An 11,904-nucleotide genomic window follows, 5' to 3' on the forward strand; every position below is an offset into this window, starting at 1 on the left:
CCGAACACGTCAAAATCCGCAATCCGGGAGCTGATCTCATACCGGACAAAGCAGATCGTAGACCCCGAAAGGGTTCAGCATGGGCGGGAACGGCGCAGGCCACGCGGGGGACCGTCAGGCGGCGGACTCGGCGACCGCGCGCCAGCGCTGCCAGGTGGCGAGGCGGTCCGCGTAGACCCGCTCGATCACCGGGAACGGGAACGCGCCGAGGAAGAGCCGCAGCGGGGGTTCCGGCGCGTCGACGACCGCCAGGATCGCTGCGGCGGTGGTCGACGGGTCGGCCGGGGCGCGGTCCGCGGCACCGGAACGCCGGGCGGCGCGGACCGCGTCGTACGCCGGCAGCGGGGTCGTGTGCGCCGCCGAGGAGCCGCCCCAGTCCGTGCCGAACGGGCCCGGCTCGACGATCGTCACGTGGACGCCGAACCCGGCGACCTCCTGTGCCAGCGCCTCGCTCAACCCTTCGAGCGCCCACTTCGAGGCGTGGTACAGCCCGAGCGTCGGGAACGCGGCCACCCCGCCGATGCTGGACACCTGCAGGATCCGCCCGCCGCCGCCCGCGCGCATCACCGGGAGGACCGCCTGTGTCACCCACAGCGCGCCGAACAGGTTGGTCTCCAGCTGGGCCCGGGCCTGCGCCTCGGTCGCCTCCTCGACCGCGCCGAACAGCCCGTACCCGGCGTTGTTGACCGCGACGTCCAGCCCGCCGAAGCGTGTCGCCGCGGTGGCGACGGCGGCCTGTGCCGCGGGACGGTCGGTGACGTCGAGCTCGATGGGCAGGACCGCGGCGCCGAACTCCTCGGTCAGCGGCCGCAGGGCACGGGCGTCGCGGGCCGTTGCCGCGACCCGGTCGCCGCGGCGCAGCGCCGCCTCCGTCCACACCCTGCCCAGACCGCGGGACGCGCCGGTGATGAACCATGTCTTCGCCATGCGTCCCACGGTGCCCGCCCGCGCCGGCGCCAGCCAGTACCGTGTCAGGGTCACCCTGAACGGAATAAACTGGGCGCGGTGAACGATCTCGGCGAGTTCCTCAAGGCCCGCAGGTCACTGCTGCGCCCCGAGGACGTCGGGCTCCCGGCGATCGGGCGGCGGCGCGTGGCCGGGCTGCGCCGTGACGAGCTGGCGCGGCTCGCCGGGGTGAGCGAGCACTACCTGGTGCGCCTGGAGCAGGGCCGGGACCGCAACCCGTCGCCGCAGGTCCTCACGGCGCTCGCGGCGGCGCTCCGGCTCGACGAGGGCACCACCGCGCACCTGCACACCCTCGCCGCCGGACCCAGACCGTCCACTGTGGACGAGCCGTTGGCGCCCGGGGTGCGGCAGCTGCTGGATGCCTGGACCGGGGTCCCCGCGTACGTGCGCAACCGCCGCCTCGACGTGCTTGCCGGCAACGCGCTCGCGGTCGCGTTGTCGCCGATGTACGAGCAGGGCCGCAACCTTGCCCGTGAGATCTTCCTGTCGCCGCCGGTACGGGCGCTGCTCCCCGACTGGGACGACCTCGCCGCCGGTACCGTCGCCGCCTTGCGGGCCGGCGCCGACCCGAGGGACCCGGGCGTCGTGGCGCTCGTCGCGGAGGTCGCGGCGGCCAGCGGAACCTTCCGCCGGCTGTGGGACCGCCACGATGCCAGGCCGACCGGGCAGGATGTCAAACGGTTCGCGCATCCCGTCGTCGGGCCGCTCACCCTGCACCGGCACGCACTGGAGGTCGCCGGCACGGGGCAGCTCGTCGTGGCGTATCAGGCCGAACCCGGCAGCGGGTCCGCGGCGCGCCTGGCGCTGCTGGTGCCGTGACGGTGCGCTGTGGCATGGTTGGTCGATGCCTCGCCGTGCCGCCCGGTTCGCCGTCGCCTACGCGGCCTGGCTCATCGCGGTGGCCGCGAGCGGGTTGCTGAACCTCACCGGGCACACCCTGCTCGCGTTCCTGCCGGCGCTGGCCGTCCTGCTCGCGACCGGTCTCGGCGCGAGCAGCGCCACGCAGCGCAGGCAGGACCGGTTCACGCCCGAGTTCCCGCCGTTCCTGCGCCGGCCCGCGGTGCTCGTGGCGGTGCTCGGCGGCTTCGCGTTCGCCGTGGCGGGCGGCGCCGGCGACGTCTATCTCGGGGTCGTGGGCCGCGACGCCGCCGGGGTGGTGACCCGCACCGGCTGCGCTCAGGTCGGTGAGCACGGCGGTGGCTGCGCACCGATCTGCGAGGTCGCGCCGGCGGACGGCGGGCGACCGCTGGGCTGGATGTCGTGCGAGGGCAGCGGCGGGCAGGTCGGTGACCGGACCACGGTCCGGGTCGATCCGGGCGGGTTCGCCGTCGCGATGCAGGCCGCGGACGCGTATTCGCGGCCGGCGGCGAAGGCCCTCGGCTGGGCGGCGCTGGCGGCCGCGGTGCTCGCCGGCGGGCTGCTGTTCAACGCCGTCTACCTCGGGCCGGCCAGGGACATCCGCGTCCGCGCCGCCCGGACCCGCGCCACCCTGGAACGGCAGGCCGAGGAGCGCCAGGCCGAGGAACGCCTAGTCGAGGAGCGGCAGGCCGAGGAGCGCGGCTGAGCCCGGCCGCCCGGTTCGGACGCTGGTCAGACGCCGGTCGGTGCGCTCGGGTCCAGGGCCGCCTCGACCGCGGCGGCCTCCATGCCGCGCAGCAGCGCCTCACCGTCGGCCGGGGACACCACGTGCGTGTCCATGAAGATGATCGCCTGCACCGCGTCCGGCACGTCGTCGAGGTGCACGATCAGCGGCTCGAACGGCACGTCCTGCCGGGTCGTCCACCGGAACGTGCTGCGCGCCGCCGCGCCGCGCAACGCCACCGGTTCCGGGTCCCCGCCGCTCTTGCCGGTGTCGGCCCGCCGGTCGTTGAAGTAGCAGGGCAGCTCAAGGTCCGCACCGCGTTCCCGCACGACGCGGCGGACCAGGTCGTCGAGCTCCACCGGGTGGTAGTACGCGTGCTTGTACGTCGTCATCGCGCCGCGCCGGGCCCGGTCCAGCACCTCCGCGAACGACACGCCGGCCACATCGAGCTGGCACAGGCCGTACTGGGCGAGCATGCACACGACCCGGTCCAGCCCAGGGCGGAAACGGTTGTTGACCATCGGCCGCAGCACGACGGGGTTGATCCTGGTGACCCGGGCGAGGGCGACGGCGAACACGGCCAGCAGCGCCGGCGCCGACGCGACCCCGGTCTGCTCGGTGACCGCCCGCAGCGCCGGGCCGAGCGCGTAGGACTTGAACTCGCCCCGCCAGTGCCGCGGCTCGGGCTTCTCGGCGGTGTCGGGGAAGCGCCGCGGCGGCATGGCCCGCAAAATGCCGTCCCAGTGCCGCAGGGCCAGGGTGTTCTGCCGCTGCCCGGACGGCGACGCCTGCCAGCGGGCCTGTTCCAGCGGCTGCAGCTCCGGGATGGGCGTGGTCACGCGGGTGCCCAACTCGTCGAGGAGCACCTGGGTGCCGAACCCGTCGGCGACGAGGTGGCACATGACGACGACCAGGTGGGTCAGCGCACCGCCGGACCGCACGGCCGCCATCCTGATCGGCCAGTCCGCGGCGAAGTCGTATTCGGTGTCCTGCAGCCGCAGGCGTACCGCCTCCGCGACGGCCGCCGGGTCTTCCGCGCCCGCCTCGACGATCTCCAGGGTGATCTCGCCCGAGCCGGACACGACCTGGGTCGGGCGTCCCTCGGCGTCGAACCGCAGCCGGGTCCTCGCCGACGGGAACCGGCTCATCATGTACCGCAGCTGCTCCGCGACGTCATCGACGGTGGTGCCCGCGGCGAGGGGCCCCCAGGCGCCGTTGGGCAGCCACGACTTCTGGCGCACCATGGCCTGCCAGATGTCCTGCTGCCCCCACGACAGCTCACCGGCCCCGGCGCCGTCGCCGGCGAACCGCACTACCACCTGATCGACCATCGTGTCCTCCTCTGGCGGCGCTGATCGTAGCGGATCATGCGGTCGTGCCTGCCATACGGCGGATGGTGGGGGCTGCCATACCGGCGTTGGCTGGTGTGCGGGCGTGTGCCGAGGGGGTCGCGGCCGGTGCAATGGACGGCATGGAATCGGATGTCGTCTCCCTCGACCGGGTGCACCGGCGCTTCGGCGCCGGCGACGGGGCCGTCACCGCGTTGCACGAGGTCACGCTCGGGTTCGCGGCCGGGACGTTCACGGCCGTGATGGGACCGTCGGGGTCGGGGAAGAGCACGCTGCTGCAGTGCGCGGCCGGGCTCGACCGGCCCACCGGCGGCACCGTCACCGTCGCGGGCACGGACCTGGCCACGCTGTCGGAGACCGGCCTGACGCTGCTGCGGCGGGACCGCATCGGGTTCGTGTTCCAGGCGTTCAACCTGCTGTCGTCGCTGACCGCGGAGCAGAACGTGGCGCTGCCGCTGCGCCTCGCGGGGCGGCGCCCGGCGCGCAAGGAGATCCGCGCGGTCCTCGACGCCGTCGGGCTCGGCGACCGGGGCCGGCACCGGCCCGCGGAGCTGTCCGGCGGGCAGCAGCAGCGGGTCGCGATCGCGCGGGCGCTCGTCACCCGCCCGGCGGTGCTGTTCGCCGACGAACCGACCGGCGCGCTGGACTCCACGACCGGCCGGGAGGTGCTGCGGCTGCTGCGATCCATGACGTCCACAGTGGACGGCGCGAGCGGGCAGACGGTCATCATGGTCACCCACGACCCCCTGGCGGCCTCGTACGCCGACCGGGTCGTGTTCCTCGCCGACGGCCGCGTCGCGGGCGAGCTGCGCCGGCCGACCCCGCAGGCCGTCGCCGCGTACATGACCGACCTGGAGACGGCGCCGTGCTGAGCATCGCCAGGCAGACGCTGCGGGCCCGGTGGGCGTCCTTCGCCGGGGTGTTCGTGGCGCTCGCGCTCGGCGCGTGCCTGCTGGCCACGACGGGCCTGACGATCGCCTCGACCGTCTCCGAGGGACGCCCGCCGCGCTGGTACACCGGAGCCGCCGTCGTGGTCACCGGCAACCAGACGGTCAGCATCACGGTCGACGAGGGCGACGGGGAGCGGTACACGTCGTCTGCCCGGACCCGCCGCCCGCAGCAGCTGCCCGCGTCGTCGGCGGACCGGCTCGCGGCCCTGCCGGGCGCGGCCGTCGTCGTCGACCGGTCCGTCCCCGTCGACGTCGACGGTGTCGCACGGGACGCGCATCCGTGGTCGAGTGCGGGGCTGCACCCGTACACCTTCCTCGCCGGCGTCGCACCGGCGGGTGACGACCAGGTCGTGCTCGCCGCCCCGACGGCCCGCCACCCGGGCGACGTGGTCGAGGCGTGGACCCCGCTGGGGCGCCGCACCTGGACCGTCACCGGCGTCGTCACCGGGCCGCCCGCCGTGTACCTCACCGACCCGGCCGCGGCGGTGCTCGCCGGTGGGCGGGTCGACGCGATCGCCGTCAACGGTGTCACCGCCGCGCAGGTCCGCGACGCCGTCGGGCCGGGGCCGGCGGTCCTCACCGGCGACCGCCGCGCCCAGGCCGAACCCGACCCCGACGGGGACCTGCTCGCCGTCGCCGCGTCGCTGCTCGGCACCACCGCCGGCGTCGCCGTGTTCGTGTCTGTGTTCGTCGTCGCCGGCACGTTTGCGTTCGCCGTCGCGCAACGCCGCCGGGAGCTCGCGCTGCTGCGGGCCGCCGGCGCCACCCCACGCCAGGTGCGCCGCCTGGTCCTCGGCGAGTCCCTCATCGTCGGCGTCGTCGCCGGCGCCGCCGGCTGCGCCGCGGGCACCCTGGTCGCGCCGCCGTTCGCGGCGTGGCTGGCCGGCGCCGGGTTCGCGCCCGCCGGGTTCACCGCCAGGTTCATCCTGTGGCCGCTGCTGGCCGCGTTCGGGGTGAGCCTGCTCGTCGCGCTCACCGGCGCCGCCGTCGCCGCGCGCCGGGCCGGCCGGGTCCGCCCGATCGAGGCGCTGCGCGAGGCGTCCGTCGACCGCCGGGTCATGACCGCCGGCCGCTGGGTCTTCGGCGTCCTGTTCCTCGGCGGCGCCGCCGTCCTCCTCGCCCTCGTGCCCGGGCTCGGCGGCGAGGCGATCGCCCTCGTCCTGCTCGACGCGCAGCTCGCCATCACCGGGATCGCGCTGCTGGCACCGGTCGTCGCGCCGCGGCTCGCCTGGCTCGTCGGCCGGATCCTGGTGCCCGGCGTGGCCGGCGCCCTCGCCCGCGACAACGCCCGCTCCGGGGTGCGGCGGACCGCGTCGACGGTCGCCCCGATCCTCGTCACCGTCGGGATCGCGGCGGCGACGTTCGCCGCGACCGCGACGCTGTGGGACGCGGAGGAACGCGCGTCCGCCGCCCGGGTCACCGCGCCCGCGCTTGCCCTGCCGGCCGGTTCCGCGGGCATCGCCGACCCCGGTACGGGCGTGCCCACCGCGCAGTCCGTGGTGTACGTACGCACCGACGACTACCCGGAGGAGTTCGACGCGATGTACACCGGCCCCGGCGTCGACCGGGTGCTGCGGCTGCCGACGCGCTCGGGCACGGTCACCGACCTCACGGGCACCGACACCGTCGTCGCCGGCGCGGGCGTGGCCCGCTCCGCGGGCTGGCGGACGGGCGGCACGGCGCAGCTGTGGCTGGACGACGCGACCCCGGTCCGGTTGCGGGTGGTGGCTGTGCTCGCCCCGTCGATCGATCTGGACCAGACGGTCCTGCTGCCGTGGGCGCTGCGGGCGGCGCACGCTCCCCGTACCGGCGCCGATGCCGTGTACCTCACCGAGCCTGCCGCGTCGTCTGCGTCCCCTGTGTCCGCTGTGTCCACTGTGGTGGGTTCGCGGACGGTGACCGCCGCCGACTATTTCCGCGAGCGCAACGCAGAGCAGCGCCGGCTCAACCACCTGGCGCTCATTGCCGTCCTCGGCATGGCCCTGGTGTACACGTCGATCGCGATCGCAAACACCCTCATCATGTCGATCGGCGCCCGCAGCCGTGACCTCGCCGTGCTGCGCCTCGGCGGCGGCACACCCCGCCAGGTCCTCACGATGATCGGCGCGGAAGCAGTGCTCGTCGGCGTGACGGGCGTGCTGCTGGCCGGCGCCGTCACCGCGGGGATGCTCGCCGGCCTGCGCGCCGGCCTCGTCAACCTCGTCCCCGACCCACGCACCGTCGTGCCGTGGACACCGATCCTGCTGATCGCAGCCGCGTGCGTGGCGATCACGTTCGTCGCGAGCGTGCTGCCGGCGGCGCTCGCCCTGCGCACCCCGCCCGGGCAGCTGTCCTCGGTCCGCGAGTGACGCGCCAGGGCGGCGACCCACCGCCGAGGGGCCGGCTGGCATATCGTCAGGGCAGGCAGGACGTACGGCTTGCGACCGGTGGGAGGCCACGATGGCCGATGAGTCCACAGTGGATGACGGGTTCCGGCTCGGCGGGATCGGGCAGATCGCCCGGCACGTGAGCGACATCGGCCGCGCCGTCGACTTCTACGGTGGCGCGCTCGGTCTGCCCCACCTGTACACATATGGTGACCTGGCGTTCTTCGACTGCGCCGGCACGCGCCTGTTCCTGAGCAAGGGCGAGGGCAGCGGCACGCCCGCCGCCCAGTCGATCATCTACTTCCGGGTGCCGGACATCCACGCCGCCTACGAGCGGCTGACCGGGCGGGGCGTCGCCTTCGAGGGCGCGCCGCACATGATCCACCGCCACGAGAACGGCGTCGAGGAGTGGATGGCGTTCTTCACCGACCCCGACGGCGGCCTGCTCGCGATCATGGCACAGACCCCCGCCGCCTGAGCGGACGCCCGACGCTTGAGTCGCGGGACGGTTCGCGTTGAGGCGAGGGACGGTTCACGACGGCGATGAGAACGTCCGTGGCGGTTGAGGTCGAGTGGTCCGGTGGGGTGCCCGGCCGCTTACAAAGCACCTTACTCCAGTGATCCTAATTGATCTCCAGTCGCGTCACGACCATATCACCGTTCGTAGTTCATGCTGTACCGGGCGGAGGTGGGCCGGGGTCGCGCTGACAGTCGACGCTACCTGAGGCCTCGCCGGCGCCGCTGCCAGGTGCCTCCGCGACGGCGACCGGACCCGCGGCAACCCGGTGGATCACTGGTCCCAGGGTGACGGCGATCCTCCGGGTCACCGCATTCCACCGGGTCGTGGAGAACCGACGCCACCGATCTCGACTCGGCCGCAGTAGTGGATCCTGCGGCGAGACCCGGGTGGTCAGGTGGCGGGGGCGAACGGGGCGGCGCGCAGGGCCCGGGCCAGCATCGTCCTCACGACCAGGGGGTGGACCCGGCTGACCACGGCCAGGTAGGCGCGGCCGCGGCGGGTGCGGGGGCGGGTCAGGGTCGAGCAGACCACCGACTCGGCGTCGACGAACAGGGAGATCCGCAGGTTGAAGTGGCGGGTGTCGGCGCCGAACAGGACCTCGTCGTCGCGGGCGTCCAGCGGGGCGAACACGTCGCGGGTGTCCAGCGGTTCGAGGCCGGGGATGCGGTTGCGCAGGCGCATCAGGGTGCCGACCCAGCGTGGCGGGCGGCCGAACATGGCGGCGCGCCACGCGGCCGGGTCGGTGCTCGCGCCCGGTGGGCGGGTGCCCTGCCAGGCGTCCATCAGGTCGACGTGGTCCAGGGTGCCGGCGGCGAGCCGGGCGCCGCCGGGCAGCGGGACCCGCCGCGGCCTCTTGATCCGACCGGCGTCTGAGCGGCCGGCACCCGCGTTGCCGGTCTCCGTGTGGGCGGCACCTGCGGGGGAGGCGCCCGCGGGGGAGGCGCCTGTGGGGGAGGCGCCTGTGGGGGAGGCGCCTGCGGGGGAGGCGCCTGTGGGGGAGGCGCCTGCGGGGGAGGCGCCTGTGGGGGAGGCGCCTGTGGGGGAGGCGCCTGTGGGGGAGGCGCCTGTGGGGGAGGCGCCTGTGGAGGAGACCCCCGCGGACGCGGCGCCCGTCTGGCCAGCACCCGCGTTGCGGGTCCTCGCATGGGCGGCACCGGCCCGGCCTGCACCAGCTCGACCGGCGGCGCGGCGCATCAGGCGCACCCACAATGACCAGCGGGCCGGTTCGCGCACTGTGCCCGTCCCGGCGCGTTCGGCGTTGTCGAGGAGGTCCTGCAGCAGCGCCTCGTGCAGCCACCGGATCGCGACGGGCCACAGGATGCGCATCGCGCCGGTGAGGTCGCCGCGGATGACGTGGGTGACGGTGGTGCCGGTGCCGGTGGCGGCGGGGTCGATGCGGAGTTCGTGCTCGCCCAGTACGCCGATCGTGGGGTCGAAGCGGCAGCGCAGCAGGCGGCCCGGGACGTGCTCGAGCACGGTGTAGCGGATCATGCCGTGGCCGCCGGTTGCTCCTGGGGTGAGAGGGCGGTCGAACCGCATCGGTGGCCATGCGGGTGTGGGCCACAGCGGGTCGTCGGGGGTGGCGAGCCGGTCCAGCAGGGCGCCCATGCGGTCCGCGGGCGCGTCGATGGTGCGGCTCTGCACGTTCTGCATGACTGCCTCCTGCGGTCTTGCCGGCCGCGGCATGGCACAGCACCATACGCTGCCGTATGGTCAGAACCGTACGCTACCGTATGGGCATGGCACAACGGCGCCTCAGTGCGGAGGACTGGACCATGGCGGCGCTTGCGGCGATCGCCGACGGGGGGCTCGGCATGGTGGCGGTGGAGCCGCTCGCGGCGCGGCTCGGGGCCACGAAGGGCAGCTTCTACTGGCACTTCACCAACCGGGACGCGCTGGTCGAGGCCACCATGCAGCTGTGGGAGCGGGCCTGCACCGACGCGATCATCGACCTCGTCGAGGCCGCCGGTGACCCGCCGCGGAAGCTGTCGCTGCTGTTCACCACGGTGCTGGGGCACGCGCGGTCGAGCCGCCTGGAGACCAACGTCTTCGCCGTCGCCGAGCATCCCCTCGTCGGGCCGGTCGTGCGGCGGGTCACCCGCCGCCGGCTCGACTACGTCGAGCAGTTGTTCACCGAGGCCGGGTTCGAGGCGGGGGAGGCGCGGCGGCGGGCGTTGCTGGCGTACACCGCATACGTCGGGCAGGCCCAGCTCGCCGCCCGCATGCCGGAGCTGCTGCCCGACGACGCCGGGACGCAGGGCACCTACCTGGACACCGTCCTGTCGATGCTGTTGTCACGCGGCACTCAGTAACGTACCGTTTCTGGAAACGTATCGTTTCTGAGGTGGGAGCGGTTGGCCAGACTGACCCGCGCGCAGCAGCAGGACCGCACCCACGAGGAGCTCCTGACGGCCGGCCTGGCCGTGTTCCTGCGGCGGGGGTACCTCGCTGCGACGGTCGAAGAGATCGCCGCTGACGCCGGGTACACCCGCGGCGCCGTCTACAAGCACTTCGGCGGCAAGGAAGGGCTGTGGCAGGCGATCGTCGACGCCCACGCCGACACGCTCCTGCAAGGCATGGGTGCAGCACTCGACCGGGCCGGGAGCCGCGACGAGCTGCTGCGGGTGCTGAACCCGGAGGGCTACGTCCACGAGACCGCCACCCGGTGGACCGCGGTGTCCGCCGGGTACTTCGCCGCGGTCGCCGGCCGCCCGGAGCACGCGGCCGCGCTCGCCGCCACCCAGCACCGCCTCGACGAGGCCGTCGCCGCCGACCTCGACCGGCACTGCCGGCGGCTCGGCATCCGGCCCGCGATGCCGCTGCCGCAGCTCGTCGTCGCCTGGGGTGCGCTCGGCGGCGGGCTCGCCCTCCTGCACGCCGTCGACCCGGCCACCGACGTGGCGGCGGTCGCCGGAGGCGTCCTGGCCGCACTGTTCCCACCACCCGCCGACCAGCCGGCCGGCCAGCCGAATGTCGACCAGCCGCCCGGCCAGGCAAGCGCCGGCCAGGCAAGCGCTGGCCAGGCAAGCGCTGGCCAGGCAAACGCCGACCAGCCGCCGCCCGGCCAGGCAAGCGCCGACCAGCCGCCGCCCGACCAGGCAAGCGCCGACCAGCCGCCGCCCGACCAGCCAAGGACGTGAGCCGCATGGAGCAGGCCGAGCACACGACCGAGCGCCGCTCCGAGTTCATGGCGTGGCTGCGCCGCCGATTCCGGATCTTCGGCGGGGTCGCGGGTGCCGTCTCCCACGCCGACACCGGCCCGTACGCGGGCGCACCGCGCGACCCGGACCTGCGCGTCGGTGACGAGAAGGCGTACTCGACCGTGCGGTACACCACGCAGGAGGTCGCCTACACGGCGATCGGCACCGACCCGGACGAGTGCCGGCGGTGCCGCCGTCCGCTCGTCGAGCTGCACCGCCTCGAATACGTGCGGGGCGCCACCCGCGTCCCGGTCGGTGCCGTGCGCACCTGCCGCGGCTGTCAGGCCGACTCGTGGTTGCTGCGCTCCCGGATGCCGGCGGTGTCGCGCGCCCGCGACACCGCCCGCAAACACGTCATCTGAGGTCGCGCACCCGCAAACACGTCATCTGAGCAGGTCGTAGGACAGCATGACGACCCCCGTGCTCGTCGGGGTGCAGTCGACGAGCCGCAGCCGCCGTGGCGTGGCCATGCCGCGGAACAGCCGCTTGCCGGTGCCGAGGAGCAGCGGGTGCAGGAACAGCCGGTACCCGTCGACGAGGTCCTCGGCGATCAGGTCCTGCACGAGCACGCCGCTGCCGAGCACGGCGATCGTGCCGTCGCCGCCGGCCTTCAGCGCGCGCACGGCCGGGCCGGTCGCACCGTCGAGGACCCGGGCGTTGTTCCAGGTCAGGTCGGTGAGCGTGCCGGTCGCGACGTACTTGGGGGTCGCGTTGAGGTGCGCGGCCATCGGGTTGTCGTCCGGCTGCGACGGCCAGAAGCCGATCATCTTCTCGTATGTGCGGCGCCCGAACAGGTACGCTGTCGTCGACGCCAGGCCCTCCACGGCGGCGGCCGCCTGCCGTTCGTCGAAGTAGGGGCCGCCCCACCCGCCGTGCTCGAACCCGCCGTCGCGGTCCTCGTCCGGTGAGCCCAGCCCTTGCATGACCCCGTCCAGGGTCAGGAACTCGATGACGGTCAGCGTGCGCATCCT

The 11,904-nt window shown here is 74.4% G+C and carries 12 protein-coding genes; 8 read left to right on the forward strand and 4 right to left on the reverse strand.

Annotation, left to right across the window (positions count from 1 at the left end; translation table 11 throughout):
• Positions 1–114: 114 nt before the first annotated feature.
• Positions 115–927 carry an SDR family NAD(P)-dependent oxidoreductase gene (locus OHA72_RS29850; protein WP_327011109.1) on the reverse strand — a complete coding sequence of 271 codons (813 nt, stop codon included), beginning with the start codon at positions 925–927 and terminating at the stop codon, positions 115–117.
• A 78-nt stretch (positions 928–1,005) separates the two neighbouring features.
• Here OHA72_RS29850 and OHA72_RS29855 point away from each other — a divergent pair, with 78 nt between their 5' ends.
• Both OHA72_RS29855 and OHA72_RS29860 read left to right on the forward strand, forming a co-directional pair.
• A complete protein-coding gene (locus OHA72_RS29855) occupies positions 1,006–1,785 on the forward strand; it encodes a helix-turn-helix domain-containing protein (RefSeq protein ID WP_327011110.1) in 780 nt (259 codons plus the stop codon).
• A gap of 25 nt (positions 1,786–1,810) precedes the next feature.
• Entirely contained in the window at positions 1,811–2,530 is a 720-nt protein-coding gene (locus OHA72_RS29860; RefSeq protein WP_327011111.1) for a hypothetical protein, read from the forward strand.
• 26 nt (positions 2,531–2,556) lie between these two features.
• Here the strand turns inward: OHA72_RS29860 and OHA72_RS29865 are convergent, their stop codons facing one another.
• Positions 2,557–3,879, reverse strand: a complete 1,323-nt coding sequence (locus tag OHA72_RS29865; RefSeq protein ID WP_327011112.1) for a condensation domain-containing protein — start codon at positions 3,877–3,879, stop codon at positions 2,557–2,559.
• A 140-nt stretch (positions 3,880–4,019) separates the two neighbouring features.
• Between OHA72_RS29865 and OHA72_RS29870 the strand changes: the two genes are divergently transcribed.
• The 3 genes from OHA72_RS29870 (at position 4,020) to OHA72_RS29880 (ending at position 7,691) form a co-directional block, all read left to right on the forward strand.
• A complete protein-coding gene (locus OHA72_RS29870; RefSeq protein ID WP_327011113.1) occupies positions 4,020–4,769 on the forward strand; it encodes an ABC transporter ATP-binding protein in 750 nt (249 codons plus the stop codon).
• Entirely contained in the window at positions 4,763–7,195 is a 2,433-nt protein-coding gene (locus OHA72_RS29875; protein WP_327011114.1) for an FtsX-like permease family protein, read from the forward strand. Before OHA72_RS29870 ends, OHA72_RS29875 begins: the two co-directional genes overlap by 7 nt.
• Positions 7,196–7,286: 91 nt before the next feature.
• Positions 7,287–7,691, forward strand: coding sequence for a VOC family protein (locus tag OHA72_RS29880; RefSeq protein ID WP_327011115.1), 405 nt, complete (start codon positions 7,287–7,289; stop codon positions 7,689–7,691).
• Positions 7,692–8,123: 432 nt separating this feature from the next.
• On the opposite strand, the gene OHA72_RS29885 is transcribed toward OHA72_RS29880, so the two are convergent.
• Positions 8,124–9,386, reverse strand: a complete 1,263-nt coding sequence (locus OHA72_RS29885; protein WP_327011116.1) for a DUF2867 domain-containing protein — start codon at positions 9,384–9,386, stop codon at positions 8,124–8,126.
• An 86-nt stretch (positions 9,387–9,472) separates the two neighbouring features.
• Here OHA72_RS29885 and OHA72_RS29890 point away from each other — a divergent pair, with 86 nt between their 5' ends.
• From OHA72_RS29890 to OHA72_RS29900, 3 genes are read left to right on the forward strand one after another with little or no spacing between them, the layout of a single operon-like run.
• Positions 9,473–10,045: a TetR/AcrR family transcriptional regulator gene (locus OHA72_RS29890; RefSeq protein WP_327011117.1), complete on the forward strand. Its 573-nt coding sequence runs from the start codon at positions 9,473–9,475 to the stop codon at positions 10,043–10,045.
• Between the two features lie 42 nt (positions 10,046–10,087).
• Complete coding sequence (locus tag OHA72_RS29895; protein WP_327011118.1) at positions 10,088–10,873, forward strand: TetR/AcrR family transcriptional regulator; 786 nt, start codon at positions 10,088–10,090, stop codon at positions 10,871–10,873.
• A 5-nt stretch (positions 10,874–10,878) separates the two neighbouring features.
• Entirely contained in the window at positions 10,879–11,295 is a 417-nt protein-coding gene (locus tag OHA72_RS29900) for a hypothetical protein (protein WP_327011119.1), read from the forward strand.
• Positions 11,296–11,316: 21 nt separating this feature from the next.
• Here OHA72_RS29900 and OHA72_RS29905 read toward each other — a convergent pair whose 3' ends face one another.
• On the reverse strand, positions 11,317–11,901 hold the full coding sequence (locus OHA72_RS29905) for a dihydrofolate reductase family protein (RefSeq protein WP_327011120.1): 585 nt from the start codon (positions 11,899–11,901) through the stop codon (positions 11,317–11,319).
• Positions 11,902–11,904: the final 3 nt, after the last annotated feature.

The organism is Dactylosporangium sp. NBC_01737, assembly GCF_035963215.1.
Lineage (GTDB): Bacteria > Actinomycetota > Actinomycetes > Mycobacteriales > Micromonosporaceae > Dactylosporangium.

What these genes read in the sequence shown, in the direction of transcription:
- OHA72_RS29905 (WP_327011120.1), bottom strand. Translation starts at nt 11,901, where the DNA reads ATGCGCACGCTGACCGTCATCGAGTTCCTGACCCTGGACGGGGTCATG.
- OHA72_RS29900 (WP_327011119.1), top strand. Translation starts at nt 10,879, where the DNA reads ATGGAGCAGGCCGAGCACACGACCGAGCGCCGCTCCGAGTTCATGGCG.
- OHA72_RS29880 (WP_327011115.1), top strand. Translation starts at nt 7,287, where the DNA reads ATGGCCGATGAGTCCACAGTGGATGACGGGTTCCGGCTCGGCGGGATC.
- OHA72_RS29885 (WP_327011116.1), bottom strand. Translation starts at nt 9,386, where the DNA reads ATGCAGAACGTGCAGAGCCGCACCATCGACGCGCCCGCGGACCGCATG.
- OHA72_RS29865 (WP_327011112.1), bottom strand. Translation starts at nt 3,879, where the DNA reads ATGGTCGATCAGGTGGTAGTGCGGTTCGCCGGCGACGGCGCCGGGGCC.
- OHA72_RS29870 (WP_327011113.1), top strand. Translation starts at nt 4,020, where the DNA reads ATGGAATCGGATGTCGTCTCCCTCGACCGGGTGCACCGGCGCTTCGGC.
- OHA72_RS29860 (WP_327011111.1), top strand. Translation starts at nt 1,811, where the DNA reads ATGCCTCGCCGTGCCGCCCGGTTCGCCGTCGCCTACGCGGCCTGGCTC.
- OHA72_RS29890 (WP_327011117.1), top strand. Translation starts at nt 9,473, where the DNA reads ATGGCACAACGGCGCCTCAGTGCGGAGGACTGGACCATGGCGGCGCTT.
- OHA72_RS29850 (WP_327011109.1), bottom strand. Translation starts at nt 927, where the DNA reads ATGGCGAAGACATGGTTCATCACCGGCGCGTCCCGCGGTCTGGGCAGG.